Consider the following 23,821-nt stretch of genomic DNA (forward strand, 5'->3'; position numbering starts at 1 on the left):
GCTGCCTTCGGGAAATTTGTTCACGTCGCGTTTAACGCCGCAAACGTCCCTTGTTTACAGGTTGGGTGCACTCTACATCGGCACCCATGAAGCTCAGCCTGCCGTTTGTCAAAAAACAGCCCTGTGTGGCCGTTGTCCGCCTGAATGGTGCCATTGGAGTGCCCGGGCGCGGGTCTTTGAACGATGCCACTTTGGCGCCCGTGTTGGAAAAAGCCTTTCGGAAAGGCAAGCCTGTCGCCGTTGCGCTTGAGGTCAATTCGCCTGGCGGGTCAGCGGTGCAAAGCTCGCTGATCGGCGCGCGGATTCGGCGTCTTGCCGAGGAATTTGAGGTTCCTGTTATTGCGTTTGTCGAAGATGTTGCAGCCTCGGGTGGGTACTGGCTGGCTACCGCTGCGGACGAGATCTGGGCGGATGACAGTTCGGTTCTGGGGTCAATCGGCGTAATCTCGGCGGGGTTCGGCGCTCACGTTTTTCTGTCGCGCCAGGGGTTCGAACGGCGCGTGCATACGGCAGGTCAGTCGAAATCCATGCTGGATCCGTTTGCCCCGGAAAAGAAAGAGGATGTGGCGCGGCTGGAACGCCTGCTGCACGATATCCACGAGAATTTCATTGCGCATGTCAAAACCCGGCGCGGCGATAAGCTGGATCAAGGCGCCGACTTGTTCACCGGTGAGATCTGGCTCGCCCGGCGTGCGCAGGAATTGGGCCTGATTGATGGCATCGCCCATCTGAAGCCAAAAATGCAGGAGCGGTTTGGGGACAAAGTCAAATTCCGCCGCTACGGGTTGCGCAAACCGATCTGGGCAAGGCTTGGGGCCACTCTGACACAGGACGCCATATCCGGTCTGGAAGAGCGCGCGGCCTACGCGCGGTTTGGTTTGTGACGTGATCATCAAAGCCGTCACCCTGTTTCTGATCGCCATGGGCGTCCTGGCGATGTTCGGAAAGCTGCGCTTTCCGGGACAGCGGCGATTGAGTTCAGCGAAATGCCCCCGTTGTGGTCGGTTTCGGATCGGTAAAGGCCCTTGCGCCTGCGAAAAGGGAGGCCGGACATGACGGCGTGGCTGTTTTCCGGCCTGGGATTGGTGATCCTTTTGCTGGCAGGCGATGCATTGGTGCGTGGCGCGGTCAATCTGAGCCTGCGCCTGGGCGTACCGGCGTTGATCGTCAGCCTGACCATTGTGGCATTCGGGACATCTGCGCCGGAGTTGCTGATCGCAATCAGTGCGCTGAAAGAAAACGCTCCGGGGATTGCCCTGGGTAATGTTGTCGGATCAAACACAGCCAACATTCTGTTGGTCCTGGGGGTGCCCGCCTTACTGGCGACGTTGCACACCAGCGAATGCAACAGTCGTAGGAACTACGTCTTCATGTTGCTGGCGACGGTGCTGTTCATCGGGCTCGCCTTTTTGGGAACATTCACGTTTCTCAGCGGGGCGGTCCTGCTGGCCGCATTGGCGCTTGTTCTGCTCAACGCGTTTCGCGACGCAAAAGCCCATCGTAATGCCTGCGGGGGAATCGTGGCAGACGAAGACACATTGGAGGGTCTGGAAGAAGCAGACCCGGACATGCCCTATTGGAAGCTGTCGATTTATCTGATCCTGGGTTTGATCGGTTTGCCGATGGGCGCGCATCTGCTGGTGGACAACGCCACCATTATCGCACGGACCTATGGGGTGAGCGAAACGGTCATCGGCCTGACCCTGATCGCGGTTGGTACATCGCTGCCGGAACTCGCGACGACTGTGATGGCCGCATTGCGTCGGCAGGCCGATGTCGCGCTGGGCAATGTCATCGGATCGAACATGTTCAACCTGCTGGCCATCGTGGGCATTGCCACCTGGTTCGGAAACATCCCTGTCGATCCGGAGTTCCTATACTTCGACCTGTGGGTCATGCTGGGCGCATCGCTCCTGTTGATCCCGTTTGTGTTCTTCAAACAGGATATCTCTCGAATCTGGGGGCTGGTCCTGACGATGCTATATGCGGTTTACATCACATCACTGCTGGTGTGACCTTACGAAATGAGGTGATCCATGACCCGAGCCCTGGTAACCGGTGCCGGAATCCGTCTGGGCCGGGCGATGGCTGTATACCTGGCTGGCAGAGGTTATGACGTAGCAGTGCACTTCGCGACGTCGGAACAGCCCGCTCGGGACACGGTGGCCGAAGTGCAGGCATTGGGCCGGCAGTCGGTGGCGCTGCGGGCCGATTTGCTGGACGAGGCTCAAGTGACCTCCTTGCTGCCGCGCACGGCTGAAGCCCTGGGCGGGCCAATCACATGTCTGGTCAACAATGCCTCGATCTTTGAGTATGACACCATTCATACGGCAACCCGGCAAAGTTGGGACCGTCACATCGACAGCAATCTGCGCGCGCCGTTTGTGCTGACGCAGGCGATGGCCGAACAGGGCCTGAAGCCCGAGACCGATGCCGATGGTGAACCTGTTGCAACTGGGCTGATCGTCAACATGATCGACATGCGGGTGCGCAAGCTGACACCCGAATTCATGACCTACACCATCGCCAAGATGGGATTGTGGGCGCTGACGCGCACGGCCGCGCAGGCGCTGACCCCGTCAATCCGCGTAAATGCGATTGGACCGGGGCCGACCTTGCAAGGCCATCGCCAGAGCGAAGACCACTTCAAGACGCAGCGGTCGAACACGGTTCTGGAACGCGGCGCGAACCCGTCGGATATCACGGCCGCGCTGGGATATTTTCTGGACGCCGATGCGGTGACCGGACAGCTGCTGTGCGTGGACGGCGGACAGCATTTGGGTTGGCAGACACCGGACGTTCTGGGCGTTGAATAGACAAATTTGGTGTAAGTTTTGCACTGCTCTCAATTCTGTTACACTTGCGTTACAAAAATGTCTTTTTTTTCATACACTTGCTAAGCAATTAAAAAATACTCTTTAAAATCAAATGGTTGAAAAAGCGCCTATTTTTTGTGCATTTCAGGGAAACGGCAGGGAAACAAGGAAAAATCGCAGTGCCGCAAAACTTATCTGCACTGTTATCCACAGAAACCGTGGATTTGTTTTCTCTTGATCTGGACGGCACAAGATTGCAGCCAAGAGCAGAGAATCATATTTCAGGGCCATGAACTCTCAGAACGATACGAACACGGGCACTCAGCCGACCGGATACGCGTGTATTCAGCGGTATGCAAAGACGCTGGACAGTTCGCCCGGGGTCTATCGCATGCTGGATGGCGACAGCCGGGTTCTGTATGTCGGCAAAGCCCGCAACCTCAAGACGCGCGTCTCGAACTACGCGCGTCCTGGCCATTCGGGTCGGATAGAACGGATGATCGCCGCAACGGCTTCGATGATGTTCCTGACCACCAGAACCGAGACCGAGGCACTGCTGCTTGAGCAGAACCTGATCAAGCAGCTCAAGCCGAAATACAATGTCCTGCTGAGGGACGACAAAAGCTTTCCAAATATTCTGGTGGCCAAGGACCATGCGTTTCCGCAGATCAAAAAGCATCGCGGCGCGAAGAAAGAGAAAGGCGCCTACTTTGGTCCCTTTGCCAGCGCGGGCGCGGTGAACCGGACGCTCAATCAACTGCAAAAGGCATTTCTGCTGCGCAACTGCTCGGACTCGATGTTCGACAGCCGTACGCGGCCCTGTTTGCTCTATCAGATCAAACGGTGCTCGGGGCCTTGTGTTGGGCTGATTTCCGAAGCGGAGTATGGGGAAAGCGTCAAGGATGCTGAGCGGTTCCTGTCGGGACGGTCAACCAAGGTGCAGGAGGATCTGGCCCAGCAGATGATGACCGCGTCCGAGGCGATGGAGTTCGAACGCGCCGCCGGATTGCGTGACCGGATCCGGGCGCTGACGCAGGTTCAGACATCGCAAGGCATCAACCCGCGCGGCGTGACCGAGGCAGATGTGGTCGGTCTCTACATGGACAGCGGTCAGGCCTGCGTGCAGGTCTTCTTCATCCGGGCCAATCAGAACTGGGGCAACCGTGATTTCTACCCCCGCGTCGGGCCCGATGTCTCACCGGCCGAGGCGATGGAGGCCTTTCTCGGTCAGTTCTACGACAACAAGGAACCACCGCGTCAGCTGATCCTGTCCGATGCCATTGAAAACGCCGACCTGATGCAGGACGCGCTGAGCGAAAAGGCTGGTCGCAAGGTCGAAATCCTTGTCCCGCAACGCGGGGAAAAGCAGGAATTGGTTGCGGGCGCCCTGCGAAACGCGCGCGAGGCGCTTGCGCGCCGTATGTCAGAAAGCGCCACGCAGGCCAAACTGCTGCGGGGTGTGTCCGAGGCGTTCGATCTGGACGGCCCGCCAAACCGGATTGAGGTTTATGACAACTCGCACATTCAGGGAACGAATGCCGTTGGCGGTATGATCGTGGCCGGGCCCGAAGGGTACATGAAAAACGCCTACCGCAAATTCAACATTCGCGGCGACGATCTGACCCCCGGCGACGATTTCGGTATGATGAAAGAGGTTCTAAACCGCCGCTTTACCCGGTTGCAAAAGGAAGATCCCGATCGAGACAAGGGGCTTTGGCCCGATCTGTTGCTGATTGATGGCGGCGCAGGGCAGGTCAGTGCCGTGCATGAGATCATGGCGCAGCACGGGGTGGAAGACATCCCTATGGTCGGTGTGGCCAAAGGCGTCGACCGCGATCATGGTAAGGAGGAATTCCATCGGATCGGCCAGCGTCCCTTTGCCCTGAAACGCAACGACCCGGTGCTCTATTTTATCCAGCGATTGCGGGATGAGGCACATCGCTTTGCCATCGGCACCCATCGCGCCAAACGCGCCAAGGCGGTGGGCGCGACGCCGCTGGACGAAATCCCCGGCGTCGGCGCGGCGCGCAAACGCGCGTTGCTGGCTCATTTCGGCAGCGCCAAGGCGGTCAGCCGCGCCAATCTTGCCGATCTGAAAGCGGTTGAAGGAATCTCAGCCGGACTTGCCCAGAAGGTTTATGACTTCTTCCATGACAAGGGCTAGGACCGTCGTCCGCGCCACAAGATATACAGACCCGAGGCCACGATCAGGGTGGATCCGATCCACATGGTTTGGTCCAGCCGTTCGCCAAAAAACACGACGCCCAGCGCAACGCCAAACAAAAGGCGCGAGTAGCGGAACGGCGTAACGGCCGAAACCTCTCCGGTCCGCATCGCTTTCATCAGCGCGGCATAGGCCATCGTGCCCATCAGAACAGCGCCGGTCACGTGAAGTCCGGCATGCAGGCTCAGGGGTTGCATCGGGACCCCCTCCCAAAACCGATAGGCCAGTCCAGCGGCCACAATGCAGAGGAAGCCATAGAATCCCAGCACCTCGGTGCTCAGGGTTGCCGGCGCCGCGCGGCTGGCAAGATCGCGCCCGGCAAAGCCCAACATGCCCAGCACGGCCAGAATCGACAGGACCGAAAAACTGTCCCCGGTTGGTTGGATGATGATCACAACACCGATCAGGCCGATCAGAATCGCGCTCCACCGTCGCCAGCCCACGGCTTCACCAAAGAACAGCGCGGCCCCCGCGACCACAACAAGAGGGGTGGCCTGCAGGATCACGGTCGCTGCCGACAGGGGGGTCAATGTGATTGCAAGGACGTAAAACAGCCGCCCGAGGATCTCGAACAGCACCCGTACCTTCATCGGGCGCGACAGGACGTCGGGATGAAACAAGTCGGCGCCGCGCAGCAGGGCCACCGCCGCAAAGACCAACGATCCCCCTGTACCGAACAACACCAGTATCTGCCAGATTGGCAGCGTGGCCGAGGCCCCCTTGAGCAATGCGTCTTCCAGCGCGAACAGTGCCATGGCCGCAATCATCCAGGCGCTGCCGATCAGGTTCGATCGGGGGTCGGTCCGAATATGTGCCGTCATCCAGTTCGCCTACCTTGTGGCTGATCCGCCGGACAATCTGACGGCAAACCCATCCGGAGCCAAGGCGTATTATGGCGAGAAGGATATCTTGCGACCGTTTGTCTCCGGATCGCCCAAGCGCCTGTGAATGGTATGGTTTTTTGATGTGCCGTCTTTTATGTCGGAAATCGGCAATGTAGTGTCTGACGCATGAAATGGAACCTTCCGAATATCCTGACTGTCCTGCGTCTGTTGGCGGCGCCCGGGCTGGCTGTGATGTTTCTGTACTTCACCCGGCCTTATGCAGACTGGTTCGCGCTGATCCTGTTTCTGTCCGCAGCGATCACGGACTGGTTCGACGGGTATCTGGCGCGGGCCTGGAAGCAGGAAACCAAGATCGGTGCCATGCTGGACCCCATTGCCGACAAAGCCATGGTTGTGATCGCGCTTATGATCCTGGTCGGGTATTCGACCGAAAGCTGGACACCGTGGCTGGTCCTGCCGGCTACAGTCATCCTGTTTCGCGAAGTATTTGTCTCGGGCCTGCGCGAATACCTCGGTGATGTGGCCGGAACGCTGAAGGTGACGAATTTGGCCAAATGGAAGACAACGGCGCAGATGATTGCCATCGCGGTTTTGTTTTCGCAAGGGATTTTCGAGCACTACTTTGTCATGTCCACATTGGGAATGGATGCCGTACTGATTGATCAAGTGCTCGCGGGACAGGTCGAGGACGCACATGGCCTTGGCTGGAAGCTTGAGGGCATGTTCTGGTCTGGTCAGATCGGGTTGTGGCTGCTGTGGATTGCGGCTGCGCTGACATTGATCACCGGCTATGACTACCTACGTAAAGCTATGCCCCATCTGAAGGAGAGTTGAGCCATGGACGTGCTGTATTTTGCCTGGGTGCGCGAGCGTATCGGCCTGCCAAAAGAGCGGGTCGAAACGAAGGCGGCGACCGTATCGGACCTGGTTGCGGAACTCAGCGCACGGGAAGAGCGCTACGCCGCCGCGTTTTCGGATACTTCGGCACTGCGCGTGGCACTGGATCAGGAACTGTCCGACTTTGATGCGCCGCTGGCCGGAGTGCGCGAGGTTGCGTTCTTTCCGCCTATGACCGGCGGCTAATCTGATGAGGGTTTCCGTTCAGGAAGAACCGTTTGATCTGGGGGTCGAAGCCAATGCGTTTGCTTCAAGCGACACCGCAAACGGAGCCATCGTGACCTTCACCGGCGTCGTGCGCGACCTGGCGCAGAGTGATCTGGACGTGATGGAGATAGAGCACTATCCGGGGATGACCGAACAGGCGATTGCCAAGATCGCCAAGGAGGCCAAGGCACGATGGTCGCTGGGCGATGTGCTGGTCATCCACCGGCATGGGCGACTGGCGCCGGGGGACCGGATCATGATGGTCGCGACTGCAGCTCCGCATCGCAAGGACGCGTTCGAGGCCGCTGAATTTCTAATGGATTACCTCAAGTCGCGGGCGCCCTTCTGGAAGAAAGAAATCACCGGATCAGGGGCGGAATGGGTCGCCGCGAAAGATGAGGACGAGGACGCGCTGGGCCGCTGGTAGCCGGTTCAATCCGCGTTGTTGATCCGTCCGCGCAGTTCTTCCGCTTCCTGACGGGCCGCGCGCAAGCCGTCCATTGCCGCAGACAACTCCGCTTCGGTCTGGGTCAGCTGATTGGTCAGCTCAGCTTCGCGTTGTTGCAGATAGGTAATCGCCTGATCGCGGGTTTCTTCGGCCTCGTGCAATTCCTGACTCATCCGATCCAGATCGGCCACATCGCTCTGACGCACCCGGGACAGGCGATGGGCAAGCCAGTTGGCGAACCACCCCATGCAGAAGGCCGCGAACAGGATGATGGCGGTGGCGATTATGAATTCGGTTCTGTTCAAGTTACTGGTCCTCTGCGTCCGCATCAGATGCGGTAGTGTCCTTCTGTTCGGCTTCGGGTGCGTTTGTTTCGGCCTCCAGCGCCTCCAGCCCGGTTTCGGAATTCTCAACGGGTTCGGGCCGGATCAGCCGGAACTCGATCCGCCGGTTTTCCTCTCGCCCTTCCTCGCTTTCGTTATCCGCAATCGGCTGTGTTTCTCCGTAACCCACGGCCGTGTAGCTGGAGGTTGGAATTCGCCGCCCCCGCAACTCGTTCAGGATGGACTGTGCCCGGGCCTGGCTTAGCTGCTGGTTCATTTCTTCACGGCCCTGGCTGTCCGTATGACCCTGTATTTCCATGCGGATCGGGCCGCATTCGCGCAGGATGTCGGCGATTCTGTTGACGGTATCGCGCGAGTCCGCTGCAATAGTGGATGATCCGGGTTCAAACGCGATCTTGCCGGCTGACTGCACTTCGGCGATCTGCTCTTCGCAAATCTCGGGATCGGGCAGGGCATCCTCGGGTTCCGGAGGCGGCTGGTAGGTGATCGACAGGGTGAAATCCTGCGCATCACCCAGCTTTTCCGACAGCTGACCCGCGATACGGGCTTTTGCTTCTGTGTCATGGCTCAGTCCGGTCAGATCAACCGATTCCGGTGTCACGGTCAGCGCTCCGTTGTGCAACTGGGCGAGGGCTTCAAGCCCGGCCAGAACCCGCACGGGCCAGTCAACCGGCAGGTCCGGAGCAACGCGCGTTGCAGTATACACCTGTTCCGAACCAAAAGCGGCGCGCGCATAGCTGTCGACCATGTCGCGCAATGTGTCGTCGCTCAGGCGCCCGCGGAGTTGAACCAAGCCTTCGGGGCTGCGCGTCGCCGAGAACTCGACCGGGCCGGCCTGCGTTTCTGTTTCCGGTTTGGGCAAAACGGCGTGCAAGGCGAAAACATCGGGCAGGGATGTCTCCAGTTCGCCAACAACCCGGTCAAACAAGCCAGGTGCGGTGCCCTGTGCCGCGATCAGCGTGATGTCGGCATCGGACATCGTTACGGACCCCTGCCCAATTTCGGCAAGGGCGCCGATGCTCAGCTTGGCCGCTTCGGACCAGCGCGGGGACGGAACCCCCAGGCCGATGGTGCAGGAATAGGGTCCGGTAAGGCCCGCGCTTTGCGCCGCCGCGACAATGATATCGCGCGCGTTTTCGTCCTGTGCAGAGCAGGCATCGAATTGCCCGCCATCTTCTCCAATCAGGTATCTCAGGGTAAAGGGTGTAATCACCGGGCGCGGTGCTGAAATGGCCAACCCGATGCGCAGGCTCGGCGGTGCGGTTCGGGTCAAATCCCGTTCCAGCCGCTCTTTTTCCTGCTGACTGTCGGCGATGGCGGTTACTTTGACCAGCCCGGGGCTGGCCGAGATCTTGGCGCGCGGCAACCGGGATAAGGCCCCGATGGCATAGTCGATGGCGTCATCCCAACCTTTGGGCTTGGGATAGTCCGCTGTTTCCATCAGGTCAGACACTGTCCCGGAGGCCTCGAGATCGTCGAGACGGTCCATCAGTTCCGCACGGTCCTGGCTGGCCGGGATCAGGCCGATGATTGTGATGCCGCTGTCATTCCGCAGGATTTCCGCCGAAAATCGCGGCGGGGCCAGATCCGAAGTTGCCTGGACCTGCATCTCGTCAATCACGCGGGATGTATCGACTTCCGTTGCTGCCGCCGTCAGTGCGTTAAAGCGTGTTGCCTCATCCGCGGCGGTCCCGGTCAGGACAACCCGCAACCCGTCTGACTGAACCTCGGCCCAATCATGTCCGCTGAGGTCCAGTGCGCGGCGTACGGCAAATTCCGATGTCTCTTCGATCTTGGTGACCGCATAGCTCGCCGCCAACAAAGACAGTCCGGCAGATACGAGGAAAATCACAGAGACGGCAAAAATATACGGCAGACGCATGTGCGGGTTTGAGACTCCTTAGGCGATTGAGCGGACTCTTACAGACCCCGGCCCAGAGGTGCAATCAGAGCAACAAGGCGACGCACAGGAAGATCAGCGGAATAAGGCCGGTGTCCCGATTGGCGTGGAACAGTTGCAGCAGCTTGACGTTGTCTTCGATGTCCAGCCCGCGCAGTTGCCAGGTCATGTGCCAGCCCATGGCCCAGGGCCCGGCAAGCGCGACAGCCAGAGCCATCAGCGATGCATCAGGAACACCGGCGTCGATGATTGCAAGGGCCATCAGGGCGACGGTGGCAATCAGAAAATACTTCAACCACTTCGCCGTGTCGGTGCCAAACAGGCGTGCCGTGGATTTGATGCCGACAAGCTCATCGTCCTCGGCGTCCTGATGCGCATAGATCGTGTCATAAAACAGGGTCCATGCGATGCCCGCCAGATAGAGAGTGACCGCGGGCCAGCCCAGGCTGCCGCTGTGCGCGGTCCAGGCCAGCAGGGCACCCCAGTTGAAGGCAAGCCCCAGAAACACCTGCGGCCACCAGGTGAATCGCTTGGCGAACGGGTAGATCGTCACCGGCAGCAGTGACAATACACCCATGGCTATCGCCGCCTGATTGAAGCTGAGCAGAATCGCGAGCGCCAGCAGACATTGCGCAACCATCCAGATTACCGCCTTCCGGACGGTGACCTGTCCGGATGGAAGCGGTCGGGATCTTGTGCGCTCAACCTGCGCATCAAACTCGCGATCCGTGATGTCATTCCATGTGCACCCTGCGCCCCGCATCAGAAAGGCGCCCAGTGCACACCCGATTGCGATCCAGAGGTCTTCCAGTCGCGGCTGGCCGTCGCTGAGGATCGCCAAAGCCAGCCCCCACCAGCAGGGGATCAGCAGCAGCCACGTACCAATGGGCCGGTCCGCGCGCGAGAGACGCAGGTAAGGGCGGGCAAATCCGGGCGCGTAAGAGTCCACCCAATTGCCGGCTACTGCATCGGCGACCTGACCGTCTGGTGTTGGGGCATTGCCTTGCATATGTAGGGTCTCATGACTGCGAAGATCAGATTGTATGTAGAGCAGCCCTTGGGTCCGGGGCAATCGGTTCCTTTGACGCGTGATCAGGCGCACTACCTATTCGGCGTCATGCGGCTGAGCGTCGGCGGGCACGTTGCCCTGTTCAACGGGCAGGACGGCGAATGGTTGGCCGAAGTGGCCGAGACCGGCAAGCGTGGAGGGACGTTACGGTGTATCGAGCAGACTAAGCCGCTGCAGCTTCCGCCCGATCTGTGGTTTCTGTTTGCACCGATCAAAAAGGCGCGCACCGATTTCATTGTCGAAAAGGCGGCGGAAATGGGCGCGGCGCGGATACTGCCGATCCAGACCGAGTTCACTAATTCCGAACGCATCCGGCAGGACAGGCTGCAAGCCCACGCTGTTGAGGCGGCCGAACAATGCGGCGGGACTTTCGTGCCCGAGGTTGCGGATCTCCAACGGCTGGACCGCGTACTGGACAACTGGCCCAAGGATCGCCAGCTGATGTTCTGCAACGAGGCCGAGGTGGGCGCTGCGCTGCAGCTGGCGGACACTGGCAAGGGCCGTCCCTGGGCCGTCCTTATCGGTCCTGAAGGCGGGTTTTCCGACCGTGAACGGGACCGGCTGACCGCATTGCCATATGCGCATGTCGTGAGCCTTGGTCCTCGCATCCTGCGCGCGGACACCGCGGCGGTGGCGGCTTTGACAATGTGGCAGCAAGCGCTGGGGGATTGGGCGTGACACCGCCGCGACTGCATGTTCTGACCGCTTTGCAGTCAGAGCGCGCGGTCGTTCTGCGCCGGGGTCCGTCGGACCAGGTGGCCGCCTTGTCGTGGGACCGCCGCGATGGAACGGTCGAACTTGGACAATGGCTCAAGGGTCGTATCCATGAATACCGCTGCGATCTGTCGCCGTCCGGCCGACATTTGATCTATTTCGCGTGCCGTGGTGGGCGGTGCTGGACGGCCTTGTCCACAGCGCCCTGGCTGACCGCCATTGCCTGTTGGCCTCAGCCCGATAGCTGGTTTGGCGGCGGATCCTTCACCGGCGATGGCGCATTGTGTCTGAACGGCAGGACGCCTGAGGCATTGCCAGATGGTTTGAAATCTGCGGCGAACGACGCTTTCCCACACTCCACGGATGGTTTCCATATGGGCGAACTGGTCGTGTCCCGCCTGCAACGGCGGGGTTGGTCTCATGTCGGCGGCGAAGGTTATGAGGCGGAACTCCGACTGACGTTTTCCAAGACCTGCGCCCTCGGTCAAACATTTGCAGTGGGTGACAAAAACCGCTCTTTGATATCCAGCCGGTATGCGCTGCATTTTTCGGATGGAGAGAGAATTGTCGACCTTCCGGGATGGGAATGGGCTGATCGATTCGGCGGCGAAGTGCAATGGGCCGAAAATGGTGCGCTGTGGCAGGCGCGTGTTGCGGATGGCATAGAAGATCGCCGATTGGTGTATGATTTTTCATCCCTGCAGTTCGAGGCGACCAAAGCGCCCTATGCGGGTGTTCCAACAGGAGCGTTGAAATGAGTTTCATCCGACCCGAAGCCAAGCTTGCCCTCTGGCGTTGGCGCGAGGCAGTTGTTGCGGCTTTTGTCCTGGTCCTCGGGCTCAGCTGGATCAACGGTCCGGGCGGTTTGCTGGGGTGGCTTGGATGGGTGCTGGTCGTGGTAGCCGTGGCCTTGGCCGTCATCGGCGTGCAACGCGCGCGGTTTCGGACCGGGGCAGGCGGTCCGGGTGTTGTGACTATCGACGAGGGCCAGATCACCTATCTTGGACCCCTGGATGGCGGCATCGTGGCCACCCGCGAAATCGAACGGCTGGCGCTGGACCCGACGTCCAGCCCGGCGCTTTGGGTTCTGGATCAACCCGGGCAGCAACCACTTCACATTCCGGTGAACGCAGAAGGGGCCGAGGCGCTGTTTGATGTTTTCTCCAGCCTGCCGGGGCTCAAAACCGAGCAAATGCTGGCAGAACTGAACGGAGGCGCAGCGCATCCAGTGGTGATCTGGGAGCGTCACCCGTCACGCCCGGCCCATCTTCGGCTGCATTGACACCGGCACCGTTTGCGACCACCACTGACCTTCAAGACAGACACATCAGGATCGGAGCACGGTTCATGTCCATCCCCCAGTCCGGCGGCGGACCGATCGAACGCCATGAGCAACTGGCCGAATATCTCGAATCCGGTTGTAAACCGAAACAGGACTGGCGCATCGGCACCGAGCACGAAAAATTCGGCTATTGCAAAGACACCCTCAAACCCCTGCCCTTTGAAGGCACACGCTCGATCGTGGCCGTACTCGAAGGGTTGCGGGACCGTCACGGTTGGGGCGAGGTGCGCGAAGGCGGGCATCTGATCGGTCTTGAGAAGGACGGCGCCAATGTCAGCCTCGAACCCGGTGGTGCCCTGGAACTGTCGGGTGCGCCGCTGGAAAACATTCACGAGACTTGTGACGAGGTGAACATCCACCTGCGTGAGGTCAAGGATATCGCTGACGAGATCGGTGTGGGCTTCATCGGTCTGGGCGCGGCCCCGATCTGGACCCATGACGAGATGCCGCTGATGCCCAAAGGGCGCTATCGGCTGATGAACGACTATATGGAGAAAGTCGGCACCATGGGCCGCGCCATGATGCGCCGCACCTGCACGGTGCAGGTCAACATCGATTTCGGGTCCGAGGCGGACATGGTGCAGAAACTGCGCGTGGCGCTGGCCTTGCAGCCGGTGGCGACTGCCCTGTTCGCCAACTCGCCCTTCTTTGAGGGCAAGGTCAACGGCCAGAAAAGCTGGCGCAGCTATATCTGGCGGCATCTGGACGATGCCCGGACAGGCATGCTGCCCTTTGTGTTCGAAGACGGGTTCGGGTTCGAGCGTTACGTGCAGTACGCGCTCGATGTGCCGATGTACTTCGTCTATCGCGACGGCCAGTACATCGACGCGCTGGGCATGTCGTTCCGCGACTTCCTGCAGGGTAAACTGCCTGCACTGCCCGGCGAAACACCGACGCTCAGCGACTGGGCGGATCATCTGACAACGGCCTTCCCCGAGGCGCGGATCAAAAAGTTCATGGAAATGCGCGGCGCAGATGGCGGCCCGTGGCGTCGGCTATGCGCGCTGCCCGCTTTCTGGGTCGGACTGACCTACGATCAGGGCGCGCTGGATGCGGCCTGGGACCTGGTCAAAGGCTGGGATGCGGAAACGCGTGAGGCGTTGCGCGTTGAGGCCGCCAAAGACGGGTTGCAGGCGCTGGTTGGTAACATCAACATGCATGATCTGGCGCGCGAAGTGGTTTCGATCGCCGATGCCGGGCTGAAATCGCGTGCGCGTCCCGGCGCAGGTGGTCTGGTCCCGGATGAGACGCATTTTCTCAACGCGCTCAAGGACAGCATCGAATCCGGCCAAGTGCCGGCGGACGAGTTGCTGGATCACTACAATGGCGATTGGCAGGGCGATCTGACGCGGATTTACCCCGAATACAGCTACTGATCCGCACCGTCCGGCTTGCATTCACGGGGCAGGGCCGATAGCAGGTTCTCGACCAATTTCAGAGGACCGTCATGGACGATCTTAAGGCAAAATATCTGGGGCAGATCGCCGAGGCCGGCGATGAAAACGCGCTTGAGGCGATCCGTGTTGCCGCCGTTGGCAAAAAGGGCGAAGTCGCGCTGAAGATGCGCGAACTGGGCAAGATGACGCCTGAGGAACGTCAAGTCGCAGGCCCCGCGCTGAACGCCCTGAAGGATGAGATCAATTCGGCGCTGGCCGCCAAGAAGGCCGGTCTTGCGGACGCCGCGCTGGATGAGCGCCTACGGACCGAATGGCTGGATGTCACACTGCCGACACGTGCGCGCGGTCACGGCTCGATCCACCCGGTCAGTCAGGCGACCGAGGAGTTGACCGCGATCTTCGCCGAGCTGGGGTTCTCGGTGGCCGAAGGGCCGCGGATCGAGACCGACTGGCACAATTTCGACGCCCTGAACATCCCCGGCCACCACCCCGCGCGGGCTGAGATGGACACGTTCTACATGCACCGCGCCGAGGGCGATAACCGCCCGCCGCACGTGCTGCGCACCCATACGTCTCCGGTGCAAATCCGTTCGATGGAGCTGCAGGGCGCGCCAATCCGTGTGATCTGCCCGGGCGGCGTGTATCGCGCCGACTATGACCAGACCCACACGCCGATGTTCCATCAGGTCGAGGGGCTGGCCATCGATACCGATATCTCGATGGCGAACCTGAAATGGGTGCTGGAAGAGTTCGTAAAGGCCTTCTTCGAGGTCGACGACGTCGAACTGCGCTTCCGCGCCTCACACTTCCCCTTCACCGAACCGTCGGCTGAGGTCGATATCCGCTGTTCCTGGGAGGGTGGCCAGTTGAAGATTGGCGAAGGCGACGACTGGCTTGAGATTTTGGGCTCTGGCATGGTGCACCCCAAGGTGATCGCCGCCGGTGGGATCGATCCTGAGGTCTATCAGGGCTTTGCCTTTGGCATCGGGATCGACCGTCTGGCGATGCTGAAATACGGCATCCCGGATTTGCGGGCGTTCTTTGATTCCGACCTGCGGTGGTTGAGGCACTATGGGTTTGCGGCGCTGGATATGCCGAACCTGCATGGTGGTTTGTCTCGGTGATGGATATTCCTTGGGCCGATCATACGATTAGCCTTCTAACGGCCACGGTACTGGCGTTCTTGGCCGTGGTATTGAATAGCTATTTGCATGATCGACAGCTCAGGAAGACAAAACGAGTAGACTTTCTGATCCAAGCTTACCGGGAAATCGAAGCTGGCTCCAATTGGCCGAGTATTCCAAATAAGACTGCTTTTGAAAGAGCTTTGGCCGATATATTTTTGATGGGAAGCCCACAACAGATAACCCTCGCCGAACAACTGATGAACACGCTGGGATCAAGTTCCGGTGCTGATACCACCGAGTTGCTTCAAAAGTTGCGACATGACCTTCGAATGGAACTGGGCTTGGAGCGAGTGGATAAGAAGTTCAGATTTCTTCGCTTGGCGCGCCATCAGTGGGAAGTTGATGACCTTTACAGCAGGACCGCTGAAAGTTCTGAGTCAGACCCAGAGTAAGTCCTTAAGCGCGGGGCAAAGGCCGATAGGCCGCCGCGCCATCGCCAGACCGCCCGCACGGGCTGGCGATTTGTCTCCGTAAGCGCTCCGTTTGAACATTTTGCGGATTTGACTGGCATAAAACGCCCAATACAGCCTTGGGATCGCCATCCCGCGGTCTGGCGACAGCGCTGCTTGTCACGATCTCCCACGGGCTTGTGACGTGACAGTGAGCGCAGGCTCGCTAGGGTTCGGCAGATGACTTACCGACTTTTTTGCCTTTTTCTGCTAATTGCGTCTCCGGCACTCGCCATGGGACCTTGGAATACTGAATGCCACGGCGACACTGCCTGTGAACTGGGCGACCGGTCCTATCACGTGCTGGAACCGGACGGCTGGGATGGCGAAACCCCTCTGCCCGTTTTGCTGCATTTCCACGGCTGGGCGCGGCAGGGCGATGTGGTGGTGAAACACGAACGCATTGCCAGAGCAACGAAGCTGCGCGGCGTCTTGCTGGTGGCGCCGAACGGGTTGGGGAAAAGCTGGGATTTCTGGACTTCGGATACCAGCGACGTGGCCTTTGCCGACCGGGTTCTGGAGGACGTGGCCCGACGCTATCCGATTGATCCGGAACGCATTTATGTCTCGGGCTACTCTTATGGCGGCGCGATGGCGTGGCGTTATGTCTGTCAGTCGGGCAATGGTACCGCCGCGTTGCTGGCGGTTGCCGGTTCAATCCGGCAGACCGAGGAGTGCCCTCAGGCCCCGCGCGAAGCACGTCATGTCCATGGGGTAAGCGATACGGTGATGGATTTTCCCATTGGTCCGAACGGAGACATGACCTATCCGGTCGCCCTCTGGCGCGAGAAATACCGCTGCAAAGGTGCGACCCCGCGTGGGGATTGGCGCGTCGTGCCGTTCCTGACCCTCACCCGCGTGGAGTGGACCGACTGCGCACACGGGCAGGTGGTGTTGGATACACACCCGGCCGGGCATTTCATCCCCCATGGCTGGATCGGGCGGCAACTGGACGAGCTTTTGGGCCGCACCCCCACCTATCCATGACGCCTAGCGCTTGCACCCCGCGTCATTCTTTGCCATTGCCTGTGCCGATTGGATGTTTGCCACAAAAGGCCCAGTGCGATGAAATTCACTCTGTCCTGGTTGAAGGACCACCTGGATACCGACGCTTCGGTCGATGAAATTGCCGAGGCGCTGACCGATCTCGGACTGGAAGTCGAAGAGATCGTGAATCCGGCGGACCGGCTGGCGGGCTTCACGCTGGGCCACGTGAAACACGCCGAGAAGCACCCGGACGCCGACAAGTTGCGGGTCTGCACGGTTGAGACCGACGAGGGCGATCTGCAGATCATCTGTGGTGCGCCGAACGCGCGCGAGGGCATCACCGTCGTGGTCTGTAAGCCGGGCATGTACATCCCTGGTCTCGATCTGACCATCAGCGTCGGCAAGATTCGCGGCGTCGAAAGCTTTGGCATGATGGCGTCCGAGCGCGAACTCGAACTGTCGGATGAGCATGACGGGATTATCGAGCTGCCGTCGGGCAAGGTGGGTGACCGTTTCGTGGACTGGTTGGCCGAAAACGATCCGACCAAGATTGATCCCATGATCGAGATCGCGATTACGCCGAACCGTCCGGATGCGCTGGGTGTGGCGGGTATTGCGCGCGATCTGGCTGCGCGGGGTCTGGGCACGCTGAAAGTGCGGGATTACGTCCCGGTGCCGGGAGACTTCAAGAGCCCGATTAAAGTGTCGATCGACAAGGATACGCTGGACGGTTGCCCGCATTTCACCGGACGCATGATCCGCGGCGTGAAAAATGGACCCAGCCCGCAGTGGTTGCAGGATCAGTTGACCGCCATCGGTTTGCGCCCGATCTCGGCTCTGGTGGACATCACCAATTACATGACCTTCGATCACAACCGCCCTCTGCATGTGTTTGATGCAGACAAGGTAAAGGGTGACCTGCGGGTGCATCGCGCCAAAGGCGGCGAAAAGATCGTCGCGCTGGACGAGAAAGAGTACATCCTGCAGCCCGGTATGATGGTGATCTCGGACGGCAAGGGTCCGGAATCCATTGCCGGTGTGATGGGCGGTGCAGAAACCGGCTGTACCGAGGAAACGGTCAACGTGTTTCTGGAAAGCGCGTTCTGGGATCACGTGCAGATCGCTCTGACCGGACGCGCGCTCAAGATCAATTCGGACGCGCGCTATCGCTTTGAGCGGGGCGTGGATCCGGAATACACCCTTGAGGGGCTGGAGCACGCAACGCAGATGATCCTGGATATCTGTGGCGGTGAGGCCTCGGACGTGGTCGAAGCCGGTAAAGCGCCCAAGCACGCACGGGCCTACAAGCTGGATGCAGAACGTGTGCAGTCGCTGGTCGGCATGGATATTCCGGAAAGCGAGCAGCGTCAGACCCTGACCCGTCTGGGATTCCGTCTGGAAGGCGAGATGGCGCATGTGCCCAGCTGGCGTCCCGATGTGATGGGCGAGGCCGATCTGGTGGAAGAGGTCGCGCGGATCGCGTCTCTGACCAAGCTGCAGGGCAAACCTTTGCCGCGCGTGACCGCTGGCATTCCCAAACCGGTAATGACCCCAACGCAGCGTCGCCAGTCCATGGCGCGGCGCACATGCGCGGCGTTGGGCTACAACGAATGCGTCAGCTATACCTTCATCGATCAGGTGTCGGCCGCGTTGTTTGGCGGTGGCGATGACACGACCATGCTGGAAAATCCGATCTCGTCCGAGATGAGCCACATGCGCCCCGACCTGTTGCCCGGTCTGCTGCAGGCTGCGGCGCGTAATCAGGCGCGCGGGTACACGGATGTGGCCCTGTTCGAGGTCGGGCCGGTGTTCCATGATGGCGAGCCGGGCGAGCAGAATACCCAGATCACCGGCCTGCTGGTTGGCTGCAACGGCCCCAAAGATGTGCACGGCGCCTCTCGCTTGGTCGATGTGTTTGATGCGAAAGCCGATGCCGAGGCTGTGCTGACTGCTATTGGCGCGCCTGCCAAGGTCCAGATTCTGCGCGACGGTGATGCCTGGTGGCATCCGGGCCGGCACGGCAGAATTTGTCTGGGGCCGAAAAAGGTGCTCGGCGTGTTTGGCGAATTGCATCCACGTGTCTTGCAGGCGATGGACGTCAAGGGATCCGCGGTTGCCTTCACGATCTGGCCGGATCAGGTTCCAATGCCGCGGAAATCGGGTGCGACGCGCTCGGCCCTGGAGCTGCGCGATCTGCAGTCCGTCGAGCGTGATTTCGCCTTTGTCGTCGATGAACACGTCGAGGCACTGGCCCTGGTCAATGCCGCGGCAGGTGCGGACAAGGCATTGATCGAAGACGTACGTGTTTTTGACGAGTTCATCGGCGGCAGCGTTGGTGAGGGCAAGAAGTCGCTGGCCATCACGGTGCGTCTGCAGCCATCGGACGCGACGCTCAAGGAAAAAGATATCGAGGCTGTTGCCGAAAAGATCATCGCCAAGGTCACCAAGGCTACGGGCGGTACATTGCGCAGCTAAGACGTACGATATGATCTGAACAGCGCGCCTTCGGGCGCGTTTTTCATTTTGAGAGGAACTCGGCCAGCAGATCAAAAACCAAACGGATGCGGCGGCTGGTGTGCAGTTCGCGATGGGTGGTCAGCCAGATCGGAAACGTGATTGGCTCCATCTCGGGCAGCACGCGCTCAATACCCGGCGATACATCACCGACCGCTTCGGTCATGGGCGCGATGCCAAAACCCTGTTTGGCGTATTCCCAGGTCACGATTCCGTTTTGAGAGCCCAGTCGGAAATTGTCTTCAGTCAGATGGATGCCAAGCGGTTTAAGATACGCGATCATCTGTGCTGTGTCGCCGAAACTGATGAAGTCATGCCGGGACAGAGCCTGTTTGGACTCGGGGCGCCCCGCCCGATTGAGATACTCGGAGGAGGCATAGAAATGGCCCTCTGCCTCCTGTACCAGTTTGGCGATCAGGTCGGGTTGATCGGGGCGCACATGACGTATCGCGATGTCCGCCTCGCGTCGCATCAGATCCTGAATGTCATTCGAGGCAATGACGTCGACCCGCAGGCGCGGGGCGCGTGCGCGCACTTGGCGCAACACATCCGGAAGAATATAGGCAGACATCACATGGCTTGCGGTAATGCGGACCAGCCCTTCGATGGATTGCGCCTGCCCGGATGCGGTCAGTGCGATGCGATTGGCGGCGTCACCCATCAGGCGGGTGTGATCCAGCAACTCTAACCCCGCTTGCGTAATCTCCAACGCCCGCCCGACCCGTTCAAACAACATAACGCCCAGATCCGCCTCCAACGCTGCAATCTGGCGGCTGAGCGTTGGCTGTGTCTGTCCCAATTGCCGCGCGGCCGCGGACAGCGATCCCGTTTCTGCCGTCGCCAGAAACGCCCGAATGTGGTTCCAGTCAAAATCGCCAAAGTTGATCATGCAAATATGTATAAGAGATCTACAGATTTCGGCAATTCATATCCGATTTGTGTATGAGTAGACAGGCCCCGAAGGAGATCGACCATGACCATAGCACCCGCAAAGTTCTGGGACGGTGTTGCCGGGAAATATGCCCGCGCTCCAATCCGTGACATGGAGTCTTATGAGTACACTCTGGGACGGACCCGGTCTTATTTGTCAAAGCAACACAAGGTCTTGGAACTTGGCTGCGGAACAGGATCAACAGCGCTGTTACTTGCACCCTCCGTTGCACACATCACAGCGAGCGATTTTTCCGAAGCCATGCTGGACATTGGCCGCGAGAAGGCGAAATCAGACGGGGTAGAGAACATCTCGTTCAGAAATGTGGATATTGCCGCGTCGAACGAGAGGCAAACCTATGATGCCATCCTCGGCTTCAACCTGTTTCATCTCGTGCCGGATATCGACCTGGCATTTGCAAGCGTTCACGCGCAACTGGCGCCCGGCGGATTGTTCATCTCAAAAACGCCGTGCCTTGCCCAAGGAGGTCTGGGGATCAAATTTGGTTTGCTAAAGCTCTTGCTGCCAGCGATGCAGTTTTTCGGCAAAGCCCCATTCGTCAACCAGTTCAACATCGAGACACTTGAGTTAGCAGTCGTCAAGGCGGGGTTCGAGATTGTCGAAAGCGGGAATTTTCCGGCGACTCCTCCGTCTCGGTATCTGGTGGCCCGTAAGGTGTGACAAAAGCACCGCGGGATTCTGCAATTTCCACGTTGGGCTTTGCCCGATTGCGACTTAAGTACGTTCTGAAACAAGAGCGGAGCTTGCAATGGGCCTGAATGTCTACCTTTCCGGAGAAATCCACACCGACTGGCGCGAACAGATCATCGACGGGGCACAGGGGCTGGATGTGACGTTCAACAGTCCCGTGACCGATCATGCAGCCAGCGATGATTGCGGCGTGGCCGTTCTGGGGGCTGAGCCGAACAAATACTGGCACGATCACAAGGGTGCGATGGTCAATGCCATTCGAACCCGAAAGGGCATCGCCGACGCGGACGTGGTCGTGGTTCGGTTTGGCGAAAAGTACAAACAGTGGAACGCGGCGTTTGACGCAGGCTATGCCTCTGCACTTGGCAAGTCGATCATCGTGCTGCACGGCCCGGATCATCAGCACGCTCTGAAAGAGGTCGATGCCGCCGCTTTGGCCGTCGCCGAGGAGCCGCGTCAGGTCGTCGAAGTCCTTCGTTACGTCCTGACTGGAAAGCTGCCGGGCTGACACCGCCTGACTGAAGGGTGGCTGCCTCGCTTGGCACCCACCCCTTGCAGACGCTTAGTCACGCGCAGGCGTGACCAACCCTTTCTGGACCGCGGGACGCTCCAGAAAGCGGTCGAGATAGGCCGCAACATGCGTGTAGCCGTCCCATCCCAGCACGTCTTTTGCGTTGTAGAAATCCAGCCCGCGCAGCCAGGGCGCAATGGCGATGTCGGCGATTGAATACTCACCGGCGACCCAGTGCTGCCCGTCCAGTTGCGTGTTCAGGACATTCAGAAGCCGTTTGGCTTCGTTGATGTAGCGGTCGCGCGGACGCGGGTCTTCGATCTCGCTGCCGGCGAATTTGTGAAAATACCCAAGTTGCCCGAACATGGGACCGATCCCGCCCATCTGGAACATAAGCCATTGTGTGACGCGGTGCTTGTCGGCCTTGCTTTCGCCCAGTAGCTGCCCGGTCTTCTCAGCCAAGTACAAAAGAATAGCGCCACTCTCGAACAGACCAATCGGCTCTCCGTCCGGACCATTCGGGTCGATGATCGCCGGGATCTTGTTATTGGGGTTCAGCGACAGGAATTCCGGGCTTTTGACGTCAGAATCCGACAGCGTGACCTTGTGAGCTTCATAAGGAAGCCCGGTTTCTTCCAACATGATCGACGCTTTGACCCCGTTGGGGGTTGGAAAGGAATAAAGTTGTATGACGGATGGATCTTTAGGGGGCCATCTGTCCGTGATGGTATAAGATGCGAATGGGGTCATGGTGCCTCTGCATGTAAGGTGTCCGGGGAAAAATAGGGGTGCTTTCCCATGAAAACACCCATTCAATAGTGCCATGAGCGCACAATTAATCTGCGCAGATGCGCCAAAACTGGTGAAAACTACCAGTCTGACAGGAGAAAGGGACGCTATGTTTGAGGAGTTCAAGACCTTCATTGCGAAGGGCAACGTCATGGATATGGCCGTCGGTATCATTATTGGCGCCGCGTTCACCGCAATCGTCACGTCGCTGGTTGGCGATCTGCTGAACCCAATCATCGGCCTTGTTTCGGGTGGGGTCGACTTTACCAACAACTATGCGGTTCTGGCCGGCGATGTCGCCGAAGGTGCCAGCCTGGAAGCCGCGCGAGAAACTGGCGCTTCGGTGTTTGCCTATGGTGCCTTCATCATGGCCGTCATCAACTTTCTGATCATCGCGTGGGTCGTTTTCATGCTGGTGAAAATGGTCAATCGCGTGAAGGATGCAGCGGCTGAAGAAGAAGAGCAGACAGAAGAAGCACCGGCAGGTCCAAGCGAGTTGGATATCCTAATGGAAATCCGCGACGCGCTGAAAAGGTAGTTGGGCCCGGCAGCCTTTCGAGCCTCGCCGCGATGGCGGGCTCGAAATATGCCGAAGACATATCATCAATAGCACATAGGGAAGAGCGAAATGGATCAGGCAGTCGATATGGCCAACCAGTCGTGGCCGATTCTGTTGAATGCGGGAAAGGCCCTGATTGTTCTTGTTTTGGGCTGGATCGCTGCGAGCGCTATCTCCGGCGTCGTACGCAAGCGGATCAACAAAACGCCTCAGATTGACCCGACGCTTGGGAACTTTGCGGCCAGCGTGGTGAAATGGGTCATCCTCGCGATAGTTCTGGTCGCCGTACTGGGCATATTCGGGATCGAGGCCACCAGTATCGTTGCCATTCTGGGTGCCGCATCCCTGGCCATCGGTCTGGCGCTGCAAGGCACGCTGAGCGATCTGGCGGCTGGCGTGATGCTGGTGGTTTTCCGCCCCTACAAGCTGGGCCAATATGTCGACATTGGCGGCACCGCCGGTACGGTCAAAGACCTCAATCTGTTCACGACCGAGTTGGTGACCCCTGACAACGTTCAGATCATTGTCCCGAACGGTCAGGCCTGGGGTTCGGTTATCACAAACTATTCGGCTCATGACACCCGTCGGGTCGACCTCGTTTTCGGCATCGACTATGGGGACAGCGCGGATGAGGCGATGAAGATCATTCTGGACGTCGCCAATGCCGACAGCCGTATCATGGGCGATCCGGAACCGTGGGTGCGGGTCACCAATCTGGGTGACAGTTCGGTTGACCTGACGGCCCGCCTGTGGTGTGCGGCGGCGGATTACTGGGACGTGAAGTTCGAACTGACCAAGACGGTGAAAGAAGCCTTCGACGCCAAGGGTGTATCGATCCCTTACCCGCATTCGGTAGAGATTCAGAAACAGGGGTAATTTCTCCCGCCGGTCAATCGGGCATGAGATGCCCTCTTCCCGTTGGGCCTGGCGCCGCGCAAGTGCGCGGCGCCAGGCCCAACACTGTAACTGATCCTTGTAAA

Annotated in this window: 26 protein-coding genes; 20 read left to right on the forward strand and 6 right to left on the reverse strand. The window is 59.4% G+C overall.

Annotated features, from left to right (window positions below; genetic code table 11):
* Positions 1-86 precede the first annotated feature (86 nt).
* The 4 genes from ACR3E0_RS03540 to uvrC all read left to right on the forward strand — a co-directional run bounded on the left by ACR3E0_RS03540 (position 87) and on the right by uvrC (position 4,980).
* Complete coding sequence (locus ACR3E0_RS03540; protein WP_480476221.1) at positions 87-884, forward strand: S49 family peptidase; 798 nt, start codon at positions 87-89, stop codon at positions 882-884.
* A 168-nt stretch (positions 885-1,052) separates the two neighbouring features.
* On the forward strand, positions 1,053-2,015 hold the full coding sequence (locus ACR3E0_RS03545; protein WP_480476223.1) for a calcium/sodium antiporter: 963 nt from the start codon (positions 1,053-1,055) through the stop codon (positions 2,013-2,015).
* A 21-nt stretch (positions 2,016-2,036) separates the two neighbouring features.
* Entirely contained in the window at positions 2,037-2,816 is a 780-nt protein-coding gene (locus ACR3E0_RS03550) for an SDR family oxidoreductase (RefSeq protein WP_480476225.1), read from the forward strand.
* A gap of 289 nt (positions 2,817-3,105) precedes the next feature.
* Positions 3,106-4,980, forward strand: coding sequence for an excinuclease ABC subunit UvrC (gene uvrC, locus ACR3E0_RS03555; RefSeq protein WP_480476227.1), 1,875 nt, complete (start codon positions 3,106-3,108; stop codon positions 4,978-4,980).
* Here uvrC and ACR3E0_RS03560 read toward each other — a convergent pair.
* Positions 4,977-5,861: a DMT family transporter gene (locus ACR3E0_RS03560; protein WP_480476229.1), complete on the reverse strand. Its 885-nt coding sequence runs from the start codon at positions 5,859-5,861 to the stop codon at positions 4,977-4,979. The two genes, uvrC and ACR3E0_RS03560, sit on opposite strands and share 4 nt — an antisense overlap.
* On the opposite strand from ACR3E0_RS03560, the gene ACR3E0_RS03565 reads away from it, so the two are divergent.
* The 4 genes from ACR3E0_RS03565 (at position 5,794) to ACR3E0_RS03580 (ending at position 7,416) form a co-directional block, all read left to right on the forward strand.
* Positions 5,794-5,988 carry a hypothetical protein gene (locus ACR3E0_RS03565; RefSeq protein ID WP_480481102.1) on the forward strand — a complete coding sequence of 65 codons (195 nt, stop codon included), beginning with the start codon at positions 5,794-5,796 and terminating at the stop codon, positions 5,986-5,988. The genes ACR3E0_RS03560 and ACR3E0_RS03565 overlap by 68 nt on opposite strands.
* Before the next feature lie 62 nt (positions 5,989-6,050).
* Positions 6,051-6,719: a CDP-diacylglycerol--glycerol-3-phosphate 3-phosphatidyltransferase gene (gene pgsA / locus ACR3E0_RS03570; protein WP_480476231.1), complete on the forward strand. Its 669-nt coding sequence runs from the start codon at positions 6,051-6,053 to the stop codon at positions 6,717-6,719.
* Positions 6,720-6,722: 3 nt separating this feature from the next.
* Positions 6,723-6,968: a molybdopterin converting factor subunit 1 gene (gene moaD / locus ACR3E0_RS03575; RefSeq protein WP_480476233.1), complete on the forward strand. Its 246-nt coding sequence runs from the start codon at positions 6,723-6,725 to the stop codon at positions 6,966-6,968.
* 4 nt (positions 6,969-6,972) lie between these two features.
* A complete protein-coding gene (locus ACR3E0_RS03580) occupies positions 6,973-7,416 on the forward strand; it encodes a molybdenum cofactor biosynthesis protein MoaE (RefSeq protein ID WP_480476235.1) in 444 nt (147 codons plus the stop codon).
* A 5-nt stretch (positions 7,417-7,421) separates the two neighbouring features.
* Here the strand turns inward: ACR3E0_RS03580 and ACR3E0_RS03585 are convergent, their stop codons facing one another.
* From ACR3E0_RS03585 to ubiA, 3 genes are all read right to left on the reverse strand, one after another.
* Entirely contained in the window at positions 7,422-7,742 is a 321-nt protein-coding gene (locus tag ACR3E0_RS03585) for a hypothetical protein (RefSeq protein WP_170674840.1), read from the reverse strand.
* A 1-nt stretch (position 7,743) separates the two neighbouring features.
* Positions 7,744-9,663 carry an OmpA family protein gene (locus tag ACR3E0_RS03590; RefSeq protein ID WP_480476237.1) on the reverse strand — a complete coding sequence of 640 codons (1,920 nt, stop codon included), beginning with the start codon at positions 9,661-9,663 and terminating at the stop codon, positions 7,744-7,746.
* A gap of 64 nt (positions 9,664-9,727) precedes the next feature.
* Positions 9,728-10,690: a 4-hydroxybenzoate octaprenyltransferase gene (ubiA, locus tag ACR3E0_RS03595; protein ID WP_480476239.1), complete on the reverse strand. Its 963-nt coding sequence runs from the start codon at positions 10,688-10,690 to the stop codon at positions 9,728-9,730.
* A 12-nt stretch (positions 10,691-10,702) separates the two neighbouring features.
* Between ubiA and ACR3E0_RS03600 the strand changes: the two genes are divergently transcribed.
* The 8 genes from ACR3E0_RS03600 to pheT all read left to right on the forward strand — a co-directional run bounded on the left by ACR3E0_RS03600 (position 10,703) and on the right by pheT (position 19,301).
* Positions 10,703-11,428 carry a 16S rRNA (uracil(1498)-N(3))-methyltransferase gene (locus tag ACR3E0_RS03600; RefSeq protein WP_480476241.1) on the forward strand — a complete coding sequence of 242 codons (726 nt, stop codon included), beginning with the start codon at positions 10,703-10,705 and terminating at the stop codon, positions 11,426-11,428.
* Complete coding sequence (locus ACR3E0_RS03605; protein ID WP_480476243.1) at positions 11,425-12,222, forward strand: hypothetical protein; 798 nt, start codon at positions 11,425-11,427, stop codon at positions 12,220-12,222. The genes ACR3E0_RS03600 and ACR3E0_RS03605 overlap by 4 nt, the downstream gene beginning before the upstream one ends.
* On the forward strand, positions 12,219-12,746 hold the full coding sequence (locus ACR3E0_RS03610; RefSeq protein ID WP_480476245.1) for a hypothetical protein: 528 nt from the start codon (positions 12,219-12,221) through the stop codon (positions 12,744-12,746). The genes ACR3E0_RS03605 and ACR3E0_RS03610 overlap by 4 nt, the downstream gene beginning before the upstream one ends.
* A 65-nt stretch (positions 12,747-12,811) precedes the next feature.
* Positions 12,812-14,182: a glutamate--cysteine ligase gene (locus ACR3E0_RS03615; RefSeq protein ID WP_480476247.1), complete on the forward strand. Its 1,371-nt coding sequence runs from the start codon at positions 12,812-12,814 to the stop codon at positions 14,180-14,182.
* 71 nt (positions 14,183-14,253) lie between these two features.
* Positions 14,254-15,327: a phenylalanine--tRNA ligase subunit alpha gene (gene pheS / locus ACR3E0_RS03620; protein WP_480476249.1), complete on the forward strand. Its 1,074-nt coding sequence runs from the start codon at positions 14,254-14,256 to the stop codon at positions 15,325-15,327.
* A complete protein-coding gene (locus tag ACR3E0_RS03625; RefSeq protein WP_480476251.1) occupies positions 15,327-15,782 on the forward strand; it encodes a hypothetical protein in 456 nt (151 codons plus the stop codon). Before pheS ends, ACR3E0_RS03625 begins: the two co-directional genes overlap by 1 nt.
* A gap of 237 nt (positions 15,783-16,019) precedes the next feature.
* Positions 16,020-16,826: a CE1 family esterase gene (locus ACR3E0_RS03630; protein WP_480476253.1), complete on the forward strand. Its 807-nt coding sequence runs from the start codon at positions 16,020-16,022 to the stop codon at positions 16,824-16,826.
* 78 nt (positions 16,827-16,904) lie between these two features.
* The gene (pheT, locus tag ACR3E0_RS03635; protein ID WP_480476255.1) at positions 16,905-19,301 is read left to right on the forward strand and encodes a phenylalanine--tRNA ligase subunit beta; all 2,397 of its coding nucleotides are present in this window, start codon (positions 16,905-16,907) and stop codon (positions 19,299-19,301) included.
* A 43-nt stretch (positions 19,302-19,344) separates the two neighbouring features.
* Here the strand turns inward: pheT and ACR3E0_RS03640 are convergent, their stop codons facing one another.
* Entirely contained in the window at positions 19,345-20,229 is an 885-nt protein-coding gene (locus ACR3E0_RS03640; RefSeq protein WP_480476257.1) for a LysR family transcriptional regulator, read from the reverse strand.
* A gap of 84 nt (positions 20,230-20,313) precedes the next feature.
* On the opposite strand from ACR3E0_RS03640, the gene ACR3E0_RS03645 reads away from it, so the two are divergent.
* Both ACR3E0_RS03645 and ACR3E0_RS03650 read left to right on the forward strand, forming a co-directional pair.
* Positions 20,314-20,952 (forward strand): class I SAM-dependent methyltransferase, encoded by a 639-nt coding sequence (locus ACR3E0_RS03645; RefSeq protein WP_480476259.1) that lies wholly within the window; start codon positions 20,314-20,316, stop codon positions 20,950-20,952.
* 88 nt (positions 20,953-21,040) lie between these two features.
* Complete coding sequence (locus tag ACR3E0_RS03650; RefSeq protein WP_480476261.1) at positions 21,041-21,490, forward strand: YtoQ family protein; 450 nt, start codon at positions 21,041-21,043, stop codon at positions 21,488-21,490.
* A 54-nt stretch (positions 21,491-21,544) separates the two neighbouring features.
* On the opposite strand, the gene ACR3E0_RS03655 is transcribed toward ACR3E0_RS03650, so the two are convergent.
* Positions 21,545-22,243, reverse strand: coding sequence for a glutathione S-transferase family protein (locus ACR3E0_RS03655; RefSeq protein WP_480476263.1), 699 nt, complete (start codon positions 22,241-22,243; stop codon positions 21,545-21,547).
* Positions 22,244-22,391: 148 nt separating this feature from the next.
* Here ACR3E0_RS03655 and mscL point away from each other — a divergent pair, with 148 nt between their 5' ends.
* Both mscL and ACR3E0_RS03665 read left to right on the forward strand, forming a co-directional pair.
* On the forward strand, positions 22,392-22,820 hold the full coding sequence (gene mscL / locus ACR3E0_RS03660; protein WP_480476265.1) for a large conductance mechanosensitive channel protein MscL: 429 nt from the start codon (positions 22,392-22,394) through the stop codon (positions 22,818-22,820).
* Positions 22,821-22,910: 90 nt separating this feature from the next.
* A complete protein-coding gene (locus tag ACR3E0_RS03665) occupies positions 22,911-23,717 on the forward strand; it encodes a mechanosensitive ion channel family protein (protein WP_480476267.1) in 807 nt (268 codons plus the stop codon).
* The last annotated feature ends 104 nt before the right edge of the window (positions 23,718-23,821 follow it).

The sequence above is a fragment of the Ruegeria sp. AJ12 genome, from assembly GCF_056536245.1.